The following is a 16,881-nucleotide window of genomic DNA, read 5'->3' on the forward strand; positions in this document are numbered from 1 at the left end:
GAGATTTTTTTATGGATGGACAGGTAAAACAATTAACAATTACCATAATTAGTAACATATAGCTTGTCTTTTTTTATGTCAGGTTTTACGCATGGCTAGTGTCTGACAGGCCGTTACGCAGGCCAATTCGAGCAACTGCCCGCATTTAGTGGTCTGACAGACCGCTACGCAGGCCAGTTCGGGCATCTGCCCGCTTTTAACGGTCTGACAGACCGCTACGCAGGCCCATTCGAGCAACTGCCCGCTTTTAACGGTCAGGGAGGCCGTTACTGGGCGGCTTCGACCGATTCTGGAGCCTGAAGGCTCGGAGGAGTCGCCTGTCGGAGAACGGGTAAAGTCGCAGCGGAGGCTAATCGATTTCGTACACCTTTACTTCAAAAGATTCCGGCGAGTGTCAGGTACGCCAATTGGTCAGCCACAGTTTTTGCGAGACCGTTCTTCGAGAAGTTTGTGATAGATGTATAAAAATGGATGTAGATCCGAAATCATTCATTTTGTCATATGACATAATCCGTGATAAAAGACACTATTTAAGGGGCCTGCGCTATTCTATAATTTCAGACGAATGGACTATCCCTGTGAAAAGCGAGCTATAAGAGGGAGGGGCATTCAAATGAAAAGGGGGCGAGAGACAATGAAGAAGGTTTCGATTTTGATTTTGACTGCGGCTTTACTGCTGGCGGGATGTTCCGGCAACAACGGGGAAAATAACACTGCCGCCGCGACAGGCGGCAGCCCGGAAGCAAGCCCGAGCGCAGAGGCAAGTCCAAGCGCCGAGACGAATTCCGACGCCGAAGGAAGCGTCGCCGCCGACACGGACGAAGTGAGCATCGTCTTCCCGGCTTCCTTGAACGAGTCCGGAGACGTAGAAGGCATGACCGCAGAGGTGAAGGAAGCGGGCGCTGCCAGCATTACGGAAAACGGGGACGGGAGCGTAACGGCGGTCATCTCCCGGGAAAATCTGGATAAGCTGCTGCAGAAGTACCACTCGGAGCTGCTGAGCGTAATCGAGGGCGTTGAATCGGCCGATCAAGCCTCGACTTCGATCAGGGATCTGTCCTATGACGAAGCCACCTTCCAGGAATACAGCATTACGGTAGACAAAGCCGCTTACGAGTCGGAGGAGAGCGCGGACGGACTGGTGATCTTCGGGCTTGCCATGCAAAGCTTGATGTACCAGGTCTATTCGGGAGTAGAGGAAGCAGACATTAAAGTTGTTTTCAATCTGATTGACGAAAGCACCGGCGAAGTGTTCGAAACTTCCGTTCTGCCGGAAGAGGCGCCTGCGCAATAACGATGTAACCCGGCACCGAGCAAGGGGCTGTCCCTAAGCGGAGCTGCTTGAGATAATCGATGGACAAAGGAAAAGGGGACATCCCTTTCCGCCTGGTTCGTCGATTATCTTTAAGAGCAGCTTGAATCGCTTAAGGGACAGCCCCTTCATTGTTCCGCAGCCGCAGCCGCTGCCGGAGATCGTCACTGCATCAGCGCGAGGACGGCCTCCGAGCATTTGGCCGGGTTGTATTCGGCGTTGCGCAGAGCCAGCAGCGTATCCCGGTGCTGGTCGGCCGCGTACGGCTCCTGAATGAGGCGAAACCAGCGGTCGATCGCCTCGTTGCTCGTCATCAGCTCGCCGAAGCCGTGGGTGACGAAATATTCGGCGTTCTCCTCTTCCTGGCCGGGAATCGGCTCGTAGAACAGCATCGGAATGCCTTTGGCCATCCCCTCGGTGCAGGTCATGCCTCCCGGCTTCGTCACCAGCAGGTCGGAGACGTCCATCAGCTTGCTGATCTCCTTCGTAAAGCCCATCACATGAACGTTCGCATGCTGGAACCGGGGATCCGCGAGCAGCTTTTCCTTGGCCTTGTCGTTGTTGCCCATGCATAGAATAATCTGAATCCGGTCGGCGTAGGTCGTCATATATTCGACGAGCTCCTCTCCGTACAGAAGTCCCCAGCCGCCCCCCATAATGAGCACCGTCGGCATGTCGCGCAGCCGGAACTGTGACAGAATCTCGGCTCTGTCGTGAGGGTGCCAGAAGTTCGGATGGACCGGAATGCCGGTCACCTCGATGGACTTCGCCGGAATGCCGCGAGCGATCAGCTTGTTCCGCACCGCGGGCGTGCTGACCAGATACATGTTCACCTCGGGGTTCGTCCACGTCGCGTGCGCGTCGTAATCCGTAATCAGCGTATACAAAGGTACGTCCAGTCCCAGCCTTTTGAGCCGACTTACGACGGCGTTGGGGATCGGATGGGTGCAGACGATGGAATCCGGCTTGAGCTGCCGAACGACGTCCGAAACCTGATTATAGAAAATGCGGTGCAACGCGAACTGCGTGACCCGGTTCAAGGATTTATGATAACCGCTTCGGTACATTTTCCCGACGAGCTTGGGCTGTTTGCTTACGGTTTTGCGGTAGGCGGACAAGATCATCGGGCCGATGACGGGGTTCAGGAAAGTGCCGAGCTCGATGACCCTCGTCTGAATTTTGGGCGCTAGCTGCCGCAGCCCCATGGCCAGCGCGTACGCGGCCTGCGTATGTCCGGTACCGAAACCTTCGGAAAGCAGCAGAACTCTCTTTTTACGCATCAGCAATATTCCTCCACTTTTCCTATTACCATATTACGCCGAAGCGGGACAAGGGACAAGTGGTACAATAAGATGAAACCTGTCGAATAGGAGGTCTGCGGCTATGAATGAGACGGAAGCCGGCAAGGAAATCGTGAAAATCAGCTATAAAACGGGGGACTACCTCGGAGAAACGATCGATCGGGACGACCGGAGGGCGCTCGTTCGGGTGCTGGCGGTGCTGCGTCATCCGACGCAGGGGGATCTGCACAGCTCCTACGATCCCGATGTCGCGATCTTCCACGAGCGCCGGGCGCTCGCGCATACCGAGAAGGTGTGGGTGCCGATTCAGACGGCCAAGCCGTATGCGGGAGAGATTCCCGATTATCGCGAATCGTTAAGGGCGGCGCTCGCCGCCGAGCAGGAACGGACCGACCGGTTAAAGAGGTGGGCCGAGCGGTGTCTGGACAATCTCGAGACGCTGCGCAAAGATTACGGGCTGTAAAGAAACGAAGCCGAAACGAAAGCCGTCTTCTAGGCTAATGGGCCTAAAGTCGGCTTTTTTGCGTGAAAAAAGCGGGAAATTTCCGTTTTCACCTTCAAGATCGAACCGGGAAAGCCGTTATAGAGATAGAGTGTTTAAAAAAGAATGATGCTTATGGAGGATCCGCTTACAGATGAATATGTGGAGCAAAACAGCGAAACGTCCGACTGTGCCGACACGTCCCGGAGTCATTTATAATCGTATTCTCGCCGTTCTTCTCGCGCTTGCGCTGGTCGGGGGCTCGTTCAGCGGCGTGGCCGCGGCGGCCGACGACGTCGTCAATTCCGTCTACATTACCACCTCCGAGCAGGAGCCCGGTCAGCTTTACGTAGACGACAACTCGATTATTTTGAACGCCTATGCCAGCATGTCCATATCGGGGGAGAAAAATGTGACGGAGGACGCGACCTGGTCCTCGACCTCCTCGGCAATCAAGGTATCCAAGGGCGTCGTTACCGCCACGGGCGCCGTCTCCTCGGCTACGATCACGGTCAGGTACAAAGAGAAGACGGATACGTTCATGGTCACCTCGGAACCCTATTTCGAAGAGCTCAAGCTGAAGCTGGATTCGTCCGACGCGCCGGAGAAGAAGGAGGTTGAGCTCGGAGAAGAGCTTCAATTGAAAGCTTCCGGCACCCGCGGCACCGGTTCGACCGAAGACGTCACCTCCACCGCGACGTGGACGACTTCCGACGCCAACGTCGCCACGGTCGAGAAGGGCAAGGTCAAGCTCGTCTCCGCCGGCGAAGCGAAGATCACGGCCAAGAGCAAGGGCAAGACGGACTCGATCGAGCTGAAGATCAAGTCGCCTTACAAGGAAATCAAGTTCAAGTCTGCGGATGACACCACGCTGCAAGGTCCGGTCGAGATGTATATCGGCGGACCCGTGCAGGCGTTGAAAGCCGTCGCGACGCTGAATTCCGGAACGGAGCAGACGGTTACGGACGATGCGGACTGGACGAGCAGCAACGCCGCCGTCGTCAAAGTCGACGAGGACGGCAAGCTGACCGCCGTCGGCAAGGGCACGGCCGTCATTACGGCCAAGCACAACGGCGCTTCCGGGACCATAACGGTCATTGTGAAGACGCAGTACGAAGCGCTGAAGATTTCTCCGAACAATTCGATCTACGTCACGCTGTACGGCTCGAGGGTGGAGCTGACGGCGACGGCCAACAGCGGAAATTTGGAGAACGGTCCGGAGAATGTCACGAGCCTTGCGGAATGGAAAATCTCCGACAGCGATCAGGCGGTCGCGGTCATTCGCCAGGAAAACGACAAGGTGTACGTGCAGCCTAACGGTACGGGCACGGCGACGATCAATGTCTCTTATCTGGGCTTGTCCAGGTCGGTCTCGGTGACGGTGTTCCCGACGATCGAATCGTTCAAGGTCGACAAGACGGAGATGGACGTGTACGTCGACGACGACGGTACGCTGCCGGGCCTCACGGGAACGACGGTCGCCGAAGAGACGAAGGACGTAAGCAAGCTGGCCCAGTGGACCTCCAGCAATACGGACGTCGTCTCGATCGAGGACGGCAAGTGGAAGGCGGAAGGTCCGGGCAAGGCCGTGCTGACGGCCACCATCGAGAGCGTCGAAGGCAAGAATATCGAAGCGACGGTTGACGTCACGGTGCACAATAAAATACTGGCGCTTATTCCCGAGCAGGATACGATGAGCGTCGTCATCGGCAAAGAAGCCGAGCTGCCGAAGATCAGGCTCATTTACGAGAACGGCGACGAGGTGTCCGGCGAGGAGCTTGCCGACCAGATCGTCTGGAAGTCTTCGACGCCGAATCTGCTCGTCAAGAAGGATACGATGAAGGGCTTGCTCGCCGCCAACGCGACATTGACCGGAACGTATTTGAACAAAACGGTCAAAGTGAAGGTAACGGTCGAGGAGGAGTTCACGTCGTTCGAGATCGCGCCGACCACGGTCAGCGTTACGCTAAACAAATCGAAGTCGATCAAGGTGACGGGAACGACGAAGAGCGGTAAGAAGGTGTCGCTGGGCTCGAGAGTTTCCTGGAAGGCGTCCAACGAAGAGCATGTATCGATCAAGGGCGCGTCCGTGAAAGGCTTGACCGAAGGAAGCGGCAAGCTGACGGCGACGGTGCAGGGCAAGACGCTGGAGGTCCCTTACGTCGTAACGGCCAAGCTGACGAAGCTGACCGCTTCGGACACCTCCTTCAAGGCGGCGGCCGTGGGCAGCCAACTGAGCGTCCAGCTTACGGCGCTGTACGAGACGGGCAAGACCGAGAACGTAACGACGAAGGCGACGTGGACGAGCTCCAAAGCGTCCGTAGCGACCGTCGCGGACGGCAAAATCTCGGTTAAGGGCAAGGGCACCGTCTCGATCAAAGGCTCCTTCGGGGGCAAGACGGTAACAATTCGTGTCACGGTTAAATAATACGGATATAGAAAAAGAACTGTCTCATAACTCGAGTTATGAGACAGTTCTTTTTTTTGCGGCGATTATTCGGCAACGGGGCATGCTAGAGTGTGTATGCAAACCCGCTTCGGAGTATGCAGACACGCCCTGGCGTTATAGCATCAGGAATTGATAAATACGGTCATGATCGGTTTGCGGAACACGACTTGATAATCCAGACTGTCGCTGACGATGGCGAGCGGGACGTAGGTTTTGACGTCTTTGCCCTCCTTCTGGAAGTAGGCCGGATTTTGAAGCGGCCGGGCGATCCCGTCGACGTAGACCGTATTGGAGCCGATCGTGACGACGACTTCTTTGCCGCTTTTGTTGAAAGTGGCGGTTTTCTTCGCTTGATTCCACTTCAGCTCGGCGCCGACCGCGTTCGCGACGTCCCTCAGTGCCAGGAACGTCGTCCCTTTGATCAAGGTCGGCTTGCTCGGCGGCTCCTTGCCGTTGATGACGACCGATACCGGAACTTCCTCCGCGCGCGGGGCGGGCTTGCGATAGCCGTCGTCCCAGATCGTCTCCGCGAACGCCTGGGCCATCGCTTCGTAGCCCGGCTGCTTGGGATGAATGTCGAAGTTGTCGAATAGGTTAAAATAAGTATAAGAGCTTTCCTTGCCGGCGAATTTGCCGGACACGTGGGCGACTTTCAGCGGGATGCCCCGTTCGTTCGTCGATTCGGCGAATAAGTCCAAAGCTTTGGACAGCTCCTTGACCTTGTCCAGAAGCAGCGGATACAGCTCGTGCCCCTTGAACAGAGGCAAATACTGATCGGACATCACGATGCGGGCGTCCGGAGCCAGCGCGTGCAGGCCAACCATCACTTTATCCAAATCTTCTGTATAATCATTCATTCTCATTCCGAAGCCGTCCTGTATAATTTGACTTGCGGACGCTGCAGATTGGCCTTCGACGGCCGCCTTGATAAGCGGGCTGAAGTCGTTGCCGCCAATCGTCAGGACGACCAGGTCCGCCTTGGCCAAGTCGGCCGCCAGCTCGCGCGTTCTGCCGGCTACACCATCGGCATACGCGACGACGCGGGGGTCGAAGGACGAGAAGTTTTGCAGGTCGGCGGCTTGAAGCGTTTTGCCGTCCGCCGCTCCTTGAAGCAGATTGGCAAGTCCGGGAGCCGTCAGTCCCAGAATGGCGTAGTTGGCCAGCGTCGAGCGGGTCCGGAACAAGGACTGTTCGAGCAGGCGATCTGCATAGCCATAGGGCGCTGCCGTCCCGTTTTTGATTTCCTCGATCGGTTCGTACCCGACGCTGACGGAATCGCCAAGCACGACGATTCGGTAGGCCTCCGGCGAGGCGGCCGAAGCCGGCGAGAGCGCGGCCGTGGGCAGGACGGCTGCCAGCAGTGCGGCAGCCAAGGTTATGAGCGTGAATGAGCGACGCAATAAGAGCGGCATATGATTTTTTTCCTCCTTCGGGATTGTCGTTGCAGCAGACCCCGCGAGCCGACTGCTCCTTCCACTACTTATATTAGGTGAAACGGAACGGGATTTGAAGCCGTTTGACCTATTTTCCTATATTGCACACAGAAAGGTTGATATACATGGTAGAGATGCGCAAAGGCCTGCCCGTCAAACAGGGAATGTACGATCCGCGCTTCGAGAAGGACGCTTGCGGCATGGGGTTTGTCGCTCATATTAAAGGCAAGAAATCGCACGACATCGTCGAGCAAGCGTTGACGCTGCTTTTCAATATGGAGCATCGCGGCGGCCAGGGCAGCGAGCCGAGCACCGGGGACGGGGCCGGAATTTTGCTGCAAATTCCGCACGGCTTCTTCCGGGCGGAGGCGGAGAAGCTGGGGCTCTCCCTGCCGGACGAGGGCCAATATGCGGTGGCGATGACGTTCCTGCCGCAGGAGGAAGCCGTTCGCCGCAAGCACGAGGAAATCGTCGAGGCGATCGTCGCCGAGGAGGGCCAGACGATGATCGGCTGGCGCACCGTTCCGACGAACGACGAGCCGCTGGGCGAATCTTCGCGCAAGGTTAAGCCGTTCGTTCGGCAAGGATTTATCGCGCGTTCGGCCGACCTGACGGACGATCTGGCGTTCGAGCGCAAGCTGTACGTCATCCGCAAGCGCGCGGAGCTGGCCATTCGCTATGCGGATATCGAGGGCGCGGACATGTTTTATTTTCCGAGCTTCTCGAGCAAGAAGATTGTATATAAAGGGATGCTTACGACGGAGCAGGTCGGGCTGTTCTACCCGGAGCTGCACGATCCGCGGCTGGAGACGGCGATGGCGCTCGTCCACTCGCGCTTCAGCACGAATACGTTCCCGAGCTGGGAGCGTGCGCATCCGTTCCATTATTTGATTCACAACGGCGAGATCAATACGCTGCGCGGCAACATCAACTGGATGCATGCCCGCCAGACGCTGTTCCAATCGGAGCTGTTCGGCGACGACCTGGAGAAGATCAAGCCGATCATCGCTCCGGACGGCTCGGATACGGCGATGTTCGACAATACGTTCGAGTTTCTGTATTTGGCCGGACGCTCGATGGCTCACGCGGCGATGATGACGGTGCCGGAGCCGTGGCAGAACGACGAGTACATGGACGAAGAGAAGAAAGCCTTCTACGAATATCACGCCTGCCTGATGGAGCCCTGGGACGGCCCGGCCGCGGTGGGCTTTACGGACGGCGTGCAGATCGGCGCCATCCTCGACCGCAACGGCCTGCGTCCGGCGCGCTATTACGTGACGAAGGACGATCTGATCGTGCTTGCGTCGGAAGCCGGCGTCATCGAGATTCCCCAGGAGGATATCGTGTTGAAGGACCGGCTGCGTCCGGGACGGATTTTGCTCGTCGATACGAAGGAAGGCCGCATCATCTCCGACGAGGAAGTGAAGCGTTCGATCGTCACGCAGCATCCGTACCGCGAATGGCTGAACGACCATCTCGTCGATCTGGGCGACTTGCCGGAAGCGCCGGAGCTTCCGGAGCCGGACCACGAGACGGTGCAGATGCGTCAGCAGGCGTTCGGCTACTCGTTCGAAGACGTGCGCAAGGTGATCGAGCCAATGGCGCTGTCCGGCGTCGAGCCGCTCGCTTCCATGGGCTATGACGCCCCGCTGGCCGTGCTGTCGGAGAAGCCGCAAAGATTGTTCAACTATTTCAAGCAGCTGTTCGCGCAAGTGACGAACCCGCCGATCGACGCGATCCGCGAGGAGATTGTTACCTCCACGTATACGACGGTCGGACCGGAGCGGAACCTGCTGAACCCGGAGCCGGAAAGCTGCCGTCATATCCGGCTGTATACGCCGATTCTCTCGAACGAGGAGTTCGCGAAGCTGCGGCACGTGCATCGCCCCGGATTCAAGTCGATTACGCTGCCGATCTTCTTCCCTTCGCAGGATGGGGAGCAGGGGCTCCGCGACGCGCTGAAGCTGCTGTGCGAGGCGGCCGATCGGGTCATCGCCAGAGGGCATAACATTCTCATTTTGTCCGATAAAGGCATCGACGCCGACAACGCGGCGATTCCGTCGCTGCTGGCCGTATCGGCGCTGCATCACCATCTGATCCGTCAAGGCACGCGGACGAAGGTCAGCATTCTGCTCGAATCCGGCGAGCCGCGCGAGGTTCATCATTTCGCCCTGCTGGTCGGCTACGGCGCAAGCGCGGTGAATCCGTATCTGGCGTTCGAGACGCTCGACGACTTGATCCGCCAAGGCATGATCCGCAACATTTCGCATGAGAAAGCGATCAAAAACTTTATTAAAGCGGCGACCAAGGGCGTTGTGAAGGTGCTGTCCAAAATGGGCATCTCCACGATTCAATCCTACCGCGGCGCGCAAATTTTCGAAGCGGTCGGTTTAAACACCGAGGTGGTCGAGCAGTTTTTCGCGGGCACGGCTTCCCGAATCGAAGGCATCGGCCTGGAGACGCTGGCAAGGGAGACGCTGGCGGCGCATAACCGGGCGTTCTCGACGCAGGTCGGCGCCGAGCGCGAGCTGGACTCCGGCGGCGCTTACCAGTGGCGCAAGGGCGGCGAGGAGCATCTATTCAACCCGCAGACGATTCATACGCTTCAGATGGCGACCCGCACGGGCAGCTACGAGACGTACAAGAAATACTCCGCGCTCGTGCAGGACGAATACAAGCAGATCCGTACGCTTCGTTCGCTGCTTCAGTTCCAGTTCGATCAGCCGCCGGTGCCGCTTGACGAGGTCGAGCCGGTCGAATCGATCTTTAAGCGGTTCAAGACCGGAGCGATGTCGTTCGGCTCGATCAGCAAGGAAGCGCACGAGGCGCTGGCCGTGGCGATGAACCGAATCGGCGGCAAGTCGAATTCCGGCGAGGGCGGGGAAGATCCCGCGCGCTACGTGCCGGACGCGAACGGCGACTCCCGCCGCAGCGCGATCAAGCAGGTCGCATCGGGCCGCTTCGGCGTCACGAGCTATTATCTGTCCAACGCGGAAGAGATTCAGATCAAGATGGCGCAGGGCGCCAAGCCGGGCGAAGGCGGCCAGCTGATGGGCCGCAAGGTGTACCCTTGGGTCGCCGAAGTTCGGGGCACGACGCCGGGCGTAGGGCTGATCTCCCCGCCGCCTCACCACGACATCTATTCGATCGAGGACTTGGCCGAGCTCATTCACGATCTGAAGAACGCCAACCCGCGGGCACGGATCAACGTCAAGCTCGTCTCCGAGGTCGGCGTCGGCACGATTGCCGCCGGCGTGGCCAAAGGGCGCGCCGACGTCATCCTCGTCTCCGGGTACGACGGAGGAACGGGAGCTTCCCCGATCGGCTCGATCCGCCATGCGGGTCTGCCGTGGGAGCTGGGCCTCGCGGAGACGCACCAGACGCTCATTCTGAACAATCTGCGCGACCGCGTCACCGTCGAGACCGACGGCAAAATGATGACGGGACGGGACATCGCGATCGCCGCGCTGCTCGGGGCCGAGGAATTCGGCTTCTCCACCGCTCCGCTGGTCGTGCTCGGCTGCGTGATGATGCGCGTCTGCCAGCTCGATACTTGCCCGGTGGGCGTGGCGACGCAAAATCCGGAGCTGCGCAAGAAGTTCATGGGCGATCCGGACTACGTGGTCAATTTCATGAAATTCCTCGCCGAGGAATTCCGCGAAATTATGGCCCAGCTCGGCTTCCGCACCGTCGAAGAGATGGTCGGACGGGTCGACCGGCTGGACGTCAAGCACGCGATCAAGCATTACAAGACGCAAGGCATCGATCTGACGCCGCTCCTGTATATGCCGGAATTGCCGAAGGGCTCCTTCCGCTTTAACGCCAAGGCGCAAAACCATCTGCTTGAAGAATCGCTGGACATGCAATCGCTGCTCGCGGCGGCGGCTCCGGCGCTCGAGCGAGGCGAGCGCGTCGCGGGAGTTTTCCCGGTCAAGAACACGAACCGCGTCGTCGGCACGATCGTCGGCTCGGAGGTGACTCGGCGTTACGGCAAGGAGGGGCTGCCGGAGGATACGATCAAGTTCCATTTCGTCGGGACGGCGGGGCAGAGCTTCGGCGCGTTCCTGCCAAGCGGAATGACGCTGACGCTGGAGGGAGACGCCAACGACTACGTCGGCAAAGGGCTGTCCGGCGGCAAGCTCGCGATCTATCCGTCCCCCCGGGCGACGTTCCAGGCGGAGGACAACGTCATTATCGGCAATACCGCGTTCTATGGCGCGACCAGCGGCGAAGCTTACATTCGCGGAGCGGCCGGCGAGCGGTTCGCGGTGCGCAACAGCGGCGTTAACGTCGTCGTGGAGGGCGTGGGCGATCACGGCTGCGAATATATGACCGGCGGACGGGTTGTCGTGCTCGGCAGGACGGGACGCAACTTCGCGGCGGGCATGTCGGGCGGTATCGCCTACATCGTCGATTGGGACGGCGAATTCGCCAGACGGTGCAACTACGAGATGGTCGGATTGGAATATTTGGAAGAGGAAGACGAGATCGCCGAGGTCCGTCTGATGATCGCCAAGCACGTCCAATATACGGACAGCGATCTCGGACGCCGGGTGCTCGAGGATTGGGACGGCTTCGTAAGCCGGTTCGTCAAAGTCATACCGAAGGACTACAAGCGGATGATGGAGCGGATCGCCGACGCGAAAGCCCGGGGCTTAAGCGGGGAGCAAGCGATGCTGGCGGCCTTCGAGGCCAACATGCGCGATCTGTCCCGCGTCGGCGGCAACTAATGGACATCGGTTATCGCGGCGGAAGCGGCAGGCGGGAGCGCTTGCGCCTCCGCCGCTTTTTCCATTCTGTACGTTTATCGCTGCCTTCCTCGTCTTCGTCAAGCTCATCAAGCTTCCCCGGCATCGGCCCCCTGGTTGGGAGCTTCGTTCGCTGCTCGGATGCGGTTCCCGGGGCTCCGAAGGCGTTTTGGCTTGGCCGGATTCGTCCGGTTTACAGGCTTTTCGCGGAAGAGGGGCCTTTTCGACAAAACCTCCGAATAAAAAAACGGATACGCTTACATCGGTCGACACCCTCCGCAAGTCCTACATCCTATACTAGATTTAGTTTGGCAATCCGGGATCGAGAGAGGGTATGAGGGCGGAGATGGAGAAAGGAATACCGATGGATCAAAGCGCACGCAAGCAGCCATTGGAAGTTGACATCCGCAGGATTCTGGAACAATTGGGCATACATAAGGAGAAGTGGCCGGATGAATTCGCGGCGCGAATCGAAGGTCGAAGTTCCAAGTTCACGACATAGAGGCTGCATGAAAAAACCTCGGAAGGGCGGATAACAGCATCCGTTCGCGAGGTTTTTTTGTATGTAAATCGTTTTTATCCGTTGTTCATATTGCGTTCGGCCCGCACGAAGGCGATGAAGCGGCGCGCCTCCTCGGCGGTCAGCTTGCGTCCGTCGACCGTTAAAGCGAAATGATCGAGAATCTGCTCGTCCGACAGCTCCAGCTCGTCGGCGAATTGACGGATCTCGGGGTCCAGAGTGGTCTGGGGATGAGGCGTTCTGCCTACCAAATAATCGATAGAAACCTGGAACAGATCGGCGATCTTGCCTAGCGTCTCGGTATCGGGCTCTCTGCGGCTTTTCTCGTAATGGGACAGCGCCGCGCGAGAAATGCCCAAGGAAGCAGCAAGTTCTTCTTGAGTTAAACCGCGTTGGTCTCTTAGAAAGGCGAGACGACTACCAATATTCATCAGATCCCTCCCAGGATGGTCTTTGATTTCATCATAATATGGAACCTAGGCAATTTCATTAAATGCGACAAAATGTCGCAAGGAGCGCTACTCTATTTTATTATTTACCACGTAAAATTGCAAATAAACGGGGGCATATCGTTCGAATTCCAATTTTTTTCTTGACTTGATACGTTTTGTATCTTAAAGTGAGAGCATCTCTCGTTACAATTTGTATCGGTCAGGAGCTTGATTCAGCGATGGACGAACAGGTTGCCGTCAATAGAAGGGAGCATCTTCGCTTCCGGCCGCAAACGCCCCTGTACGTGGAGCTGACGCTGTGGCAGGTGCGGGACAGAGAGCTGCGAACCCGCGCTCAGCGCGTATTGCTGCGGGATATCGGCCTTGGAGGCTGCAGCTTTGCCACTAATCTGCGCTTGCCGGTGCGGGACGATGTGGAGTGGAGAGTCGAAGCGCAGCTCGGTCATTATACGGCGAAGCCCAGAATCGTTCTGCTGCATGCCGGCGAAGAGGACGGGCTGTTCTTCTACGGCGGACAGTGGCGAATGACGGCGTTGGAACGGCACGCTTTTCGCTATCGGTTCGACGAATACATCCGGTCGATGCTGGCGGCCAGTCCGCATATTCATACGCTGTACAAAAAGGTGGCCGATCGCCGCGACGAGGACGACGGCCAGTTCAGGCATTTGGACGTGACTTCGTAGGAGACGGAGAGGGAACGATGAGACCGAATCGGAAAAAAGTCGTTAGAGCGCTCGGCTATACGATGGCTGCGGCGTTGTTGATCGCCCTGGCAACCGGCGGATACGTGTGGGTATCCGCCCAGCGAACGATGAACGCCATGTACGAGCCGCTTCCGTCCGCGGAGTGGGTCGATCCGGTGTTCGAGACGGAGGAGGAGCCGGCAAGCCGGCCGCCGCAAGCCCCGGCAAACGCGGCGGAGGAGATTGAACCGGCAGCGGAAGATGAGGCGCCGGTCATTCCGATTCGGACGCTCGACCCGAATCCATCGGAGCCGATGAAAATCGGCGAGGAAGACGTCGCCAGGCTGCGGAACCCGAATACGGCGAACAAGGAGCCGTTCGCCATGCTGCTGCTCGGAGTGGACGAGCGGCCGGGAGACCGCGGGCGGAGCGACACGATGATTCTGCTGACCGTGCAGCCCCGCAGCGGCCGGGCGATTGCGCTGTCCATCCCCAGGGATACGAGAGTACTTATGCCGAATTCAGGCCGGTACGACAAAATCAATCATGCCTACGCCTTCGGCGGCACGTCGTTGTCCGTCGAAGCGGTGGAGAGAGCCTTCGGGGTGCCGATCGCTTATTATATGAAAACAAATATGGACGGGCTCGTCAGCATCGTCGATACGCTTGGCGGAGTCGACGTCGATAATACGCGGGCGTTCGATTACGAGGGCTACTCCTTTCCGGCGGGCAAGCAGCATCTGGACGGCGAAGCGGCGCTGGCCTACAGCCGGATGCGCAAGCAGGATCCGCAAGGAGATTTCGGGCGAACGCAGAGACAGCGGCAGATTTTGTCCGACGCGATCGACCGGGTCGCCGATGCCGGAACGGTGACGAAGCTTCCAAAGCTGCTGTCCCATCTGTCCGAATACGTGCGAACGAATCTGGCTCCCGGCCAGATGTTCGACCTGGTTGCGAAGTATCGGTCGGCGATCGGCAGCGTCGATATTATGTATTTGCAAGGGAAGGGGAAAACGATCGACGGAATTTATTATTACACGATTACGGCGGAGGAACGCCGCAGAATCCAGTCGGAGATGCTGAAGGGCCTGGGCGCCAATTAAAACGAAACGGATCGTGGAGGGATACGGATGAAGAATCAGACCGTGTTGTTTTATTGCGTGAAGTGCGAGCAGTTGAAGACGATCGAGCAGGCCGGTTTGTTGTTCCGCACGGGGTTTTACCGCGCGCAGTATCCGCTCGGCTGCTGCGTCAATTGCAAGCTGCTGACGGGCGCGTCGGGCTAACGCCGATAAGCTGCTATCCCGGCTCCTCCGTTCGTCGAACAAAACGGACGGGGGGCGGCCTATTTTAAATTTAGGTAAAGGTTCGGATTGGACCGGCATTGTTGGTATAATATAACTGGAACAAATTGAACATGCCGGAGGTAAGCGAATGTCACAGACCCCTGTCGTCCGGTTGCAGAACGTGACGAAGGTCATCGGCAGACGGACGATCATCGACCGAGTGTCTTTCGAAGTACGGCCGGGAGAAGTGTTCGGCTTCCTGGGCCCGAACGGTTCGGGCAAAACGACGACGATCCGCATGATCGTCGGCTTGATGGGCTTGACCGCGGGAGATATTCACATCGCGGAGCACAGCATCAAGACGGAATACCCCAAGGCGATCGTTCATGTCGGCGCCATCGTGGAAAATCCCGAGATGTACAAGTTTCTGACAGGTTATCAAAATTTGCTTCATTACGCCCGGATGAACCCTTCCGTTACGGAGGAGAGAATTCAAGAGGTTATCGAACTGGTCGGACTGCAAGGACGCATTCACGACAAGGTGAAGAAGTATTCCCTCGGCATGCGGCAGCGGCTGGGCGTCGCGCAGGCGGTCATGCATCGGCCGAAGCTGCTTGTGCTGGACGAGCCTACGAACGGGCTGGACCCCGCCGGAATCCGGGAGCTCAGGGATTATTTGCGCAAGCTGGCCCGGGACGAAGGGACGGCCGTGCTCGTCTCCTCGCACCTGCTATCCGAGATGGAGCTGATGTGCGACCGGGTCGCCATCCTGCAGAACGGCCGGATCATCGACGTCCGTTCGATCAGAGGACAAGACGCCGCTAGGGAGAACGCCGCCCTGGAGGAGGTCCAATTCGACGTCGATCGTCCCGACGCGGCGCTCGGCGTTCTCGAGGGTCAGGGCGGAGGCCGGATCGAGGACGGCTTGCTCACGCTGGCGTCCGATCGCCAAGGGATCGCGGCCGTGAACCGCAAATTGGTGGAAGCGGGAATCAACGTCTACGGCATTCGCGTGAAAACGAAGTCGTTGGAAGACCAATTCCTCGAGATGACGGGAAGTGAATCCATTGGCTAACTTTATGAACCTGATCCTGAACGAGAATATGAAAATTTATCGCCGAACCCGCACGTGGATCATGTTCGGCTTTGTCCTGCTCATCCCGCTGTTCGTGTCTCTGGCGGTCTACCTGGCCGGCGGGAACGACTTGTCCGGCTGGAGCATGATGATGACGGAGTCGTACATTCTCTACTCCCTTATTACCGTATTCGCCGTTGTCGTCGCCGCGGACAGCGTCGCCGGCGAGTTCACATGGGGGACGATCAAGCTGCTGCTGATCCGGCCTTGGAGCCGTTCGACGATTTTGTTGTCCAAGTATGTAGCGACGCTGCTGTTTGCGTTATTTTTTACCGTGTCCGCGTTTATTGTGACGCTGCTGTTCAACATGCTGATCTTCGGGCTGGGCGATTCCGCCCTGTCGTCAACCGGATTGTCCAACTGGGAATATGCGCTGAGATTTTATCTGCTCCAGTTCATTACTCTCATTATGATCGTGACGTTCGGCTTTACGATGTCCTCGGCTTTCCGCAGCGGCGGACTGGCGATCGGCTTGTCGATCGTCTTCCTGTTCGCGGGGAGCATGATTACCAACCTGTTCGCGCTGGCGAACAAGGCATGGGTAAAGTACGTTCTTTTCGTCCATCTGGATCTGACCGGCTACGTCGACGGAGGCAGCGGACCGATCTACAGCCACCCGATGACGCTCGGCTTCTCGCTTGCAGTTCTGGCCGTCTACTTCGTCCTCTTCAACGCCGTCTCCTGGACGGTGTTTCGGAAGCGGGACGTGGCAGCCTGAGGACTCTGCGGTCCTGCTGCTTTTCAACCAACTGCGCACTCTACTGTGCTCCAAATCGGCCGCTCTGAAACGGGAGCTGTCTCACAAGCAAGCGTACTTGCTTGCTCTGAGGCAGCTCTTTTGCATTCGACGAAGCCTCGCCATGGCTGAATTGCTGCCTGTAATTTGCTTCCGGGCAGCCCGCTATTCCCGCGATTCCGCCGATGTGTTCGGCCCATTAACGGTCTGTCAGACCGCTATTTCCGCGATTCCACCCTATTCGGTCCTTTAACGTTCTGTCAGACCGCTATTCCCGCGATTCCGCCATATTCGACCCGTTAACGGTCTGCCAGATCGCTATTCCCGCGATTCCATCCTATTCGG

General features: G+C 58.0%; 12 protein-coding genes. 9 read left to right on the forward strand and 3 right to left on the reverse strand.

Annotated features, from left to right (window positions below; translation table 11 throughout):
- The first annotated feature begins 634 nt into the window (after positions 1–634).
- Positions 635–1,294, forward strand: a complete 660-nt coding sequence (locus ACFFT4_RS26490) for a hypothetical protein (RefSeq protein WP_378052033.1) — start codon at positions 635–637, stop codon at positions 1,292–1,294.
- Between the two features lie 182 nt (positions 1,295–1,476).
- Here the strand turns inward: ACFFT4_RS26490 and ACFFT4_RS26495 are convergent, their stop codons facing one another.
- Positions 1,477–2,592 (reverse strand): MGDG synthase family glycosyltransferase, encoded by a 1,116-nt coding sequence (locus ACFFT4_RS26495; RefSeq protein ID WP_378052034.1) that lies wholly within the window; start codon positions 2,590–2,592, stop codon positions 1,477–1,479.
- Between the two features lie 103 nt (positions 2,593–2,695).
- On the opposite strand from ACFFT4_RS26495, the gene kapB reads away from it, so the two are divergent.
- Entirely contained in the window at positions 2,696–3,076 is a 381-nt protein-coding gene (gene kapB / locus ACFFT4_RS26500) for a kinase-associated lipoprotein KapB (protein ID WP_378052035.1), read from the forward strand.
- Between the two features lie 172 nt (positions 3,077–3,248).
- Positions 3,249–5,522, forward strand: a complete 2,274-nt coding sequence (locus ACFFT4_RS26505) for an Ig-like domain-containing protein (protein ID WP_378052036.1) — start codon at positions 3,249–3,251, stop codon at positions 5,520–5,522.
- 143 nt (positions 5,523–5,665) lie between these two features.
- Here ACFFT4_RS26505 and ACFFT4_RS26510 read toward each other — a convergent pair whose 3' ends face one another.
- Entirely contained in the window at positions 5,666–6,955 is a 1,290-nt protein-coding gene (locus tag ACFFT4_RS26510; RefSeq protein ID WP_378052037.1) for an SGNH/GDSL hydrolase family protein, read from the reverse strand.
- Between the two features lie 146 nt (positions 6,956–7,101).
- Between ACFFT4_RS26510 and gltB the strand changes: the two genes are divergently transcribed.
- Positions 7,102–11,706, forward strand: a complete 4,605-nt coding sequence (gene gltB / locus ACFFT4_RS26515) for a glutamate synthase large subunit (RefSeq protein WP_378052039.1) — start codon at positions 7,102–7,104, stop codon at positions 11,704–11,706.
- A 594-nt stretch (positions 11,707–12,300) separates the two neighbouring features.
- Here the strand turns inward: gltB and ACFFT4_RS26520 are convergent.
- A complete protein-coding gene (locus ACFFT4_RS26520) occupies positions 12,301–12,675 on the reverse strand; it encodes a helix-turn-helix domain-containing protein (RefSeq protein ID WP_378052040.1) in 375 nt (124 codons plus the stop codon).
- A gap of 239 nt (positions 12,676–12,914) precedes the next feature.
- On the opposite strand from ACFFT4_RS26520, the gene ACFFT4_RS26525 reads away from it, so the two are divergent.
- The 5 genes from ACFFT4_RS26525 to ACFFT4_RS26545 all read left to right on the forward strand — a co-directional run bounded on the left by ACFFT4_RS26525 (position 12,915) and on the right by ACFFT4_RS26545 (position 16,518).
- The gene (locus tag ACFFT4_RS26525) at positions 12,915–13,379 is read left to right on the forward strand and encodes a hypothetical protein (RefSeq protein ID WP_378052041.1); all 465 of its coding nucleotides are present in this window, start codon (positions 12,915–12,917) and stop codon (positions 13,377–13,379) included.
- 17 nt (positions 13,380–13,396) lie between these two features.
- Entirely contained in the window at positions 13,397–14,482 is a 1,086-nt protein-coding gene (locus ACFFT4_RS26530) for an LCP family glycopolymer transferase (protein WP_378052043.1), read from the forward strand.
- Positions 14,483–14,509: 27 nt separating this feature from the next.
- Positions 14,510–14,665, forward strand: a complete 156-nt coding sequence (locus ACFFT4_RS26535) for a hypothetical protein (protein WP_378052045.1) — start codon at positions 14,510–14,512, stop codon at positions 14,663–14,665.
- A gap of 148 nt (positions 14,666–14,813) precedes the next feature.
- Positions 14,814–15,740, forward strand: coding sequence for an ABC transporter ATP-binding protein (locus ACFFT4_RS26540; protein WP_378052046.1), 927 nt, complete (start codon positions 14,814–14,816; stop codon positions 15,738–15,740).
- On the forward strand, positions 15,724–16,518 hold the full coding sequence (locus tag ACFFT4_RS26545; protein WP_378052048.1) for an ABC transporter permease: 795 nt from the start codon (positions 15,724–15,726) through the stop codon (positions 16,516–16,518). Before ACFFT4_RS26540 ends, ACFFT4_RS26545 begins: the two co-directional genes overlap by 17 nt.
- The last annotated feature ends 363 nt before the right edge of the window (positions 16,519–16,881 follow it).

Origin of the sequence: Cohnella cellulosilytica (assembly GCF_042431195.1) — a bacterium.
Taxonomy (GTDB): Bacteria; Bacillota; Bacilli; order Paenibacillales; family Paenibacillaceae; genus Cohnella; species Cohnella cellulosilytica.

Coding starts and splice junctions, on each gene's coding strand:
- ACFFT4_RS26490 (WP_378052033.1), top strand. CDS start 635: ATGAAGAAGGTTTCGATTTTGATTTTGACTGCGGCTTTACTGCTGGCG.
- ACFFT4_RS26530 (WP_378052043.1), top strand. CDS start 13,397: ATGAGACCGAATCGGAAAAAAGTCGTTAGAGCGCTCGGCTATACGATG.
- ACFFT4_RS26540 (WP_378052046.1), top strand. CDS start 14,814: ATGTCACAGACCCCTGTCGTCCGGTTGCAGAACGTGACGAAGGTCATC.
- ACFFT4_RS26535 (WP_378052045.1), top strand. CDS start 14,510: ATGAAGAATCAGACCGTGTTGTTTTATTGCGTGAAGTGCGAGCAGTTG.
- ACFFT4_RS26520 (WP_378052040.1), bottom strand. CDS start 12,675: ATGAATATTGGTAGTCGTCTCGCCTTTCTAAGAGACCAACGCGGTTTA.
- ACFFT4_RS26505 (WP_378052036.1), top strand. CDS start 3,249: ATGAATATGTGGAGCAAAACAGCGAAACGTCCGACTGTGCCGACACGT.
- ACFFT4_RS26510 (WP_378052037.1), bottom strand. CDS start 6,955: ATGCCGCTCTTATTGCGTCGCTCATTCACGCTCATAACCTTGGCTGCC.
- ACFFT4_RS26495 (WP_378052034.1), bottom strand. CDS start 2,592: ATGCGTAAAAAGAGAGTTCTGCTGCTTTCCGAAGGTTTCGGTACCGGA.
- gltB (WP_378052039.1), top strand. CDS start 7,102: ATGGTAGAGATGCGCAAAGGCCTGCCCGTCAAACAGGGAATGTACGAT.
- kapB (WP_378052035.1), top strand. CDS start 2,696: ATGAATGAGACGGAAGCCGGCAAGGAAATCGTGAAAATCAGCTATAAA.
- ACFFT4_RS26525 (WP_378052041.1), top strand. CDS start 12,915: ATGGACGAACAGGTTGCCGTCAATAGAAGGGAGCATCTTCGCTTCCGG.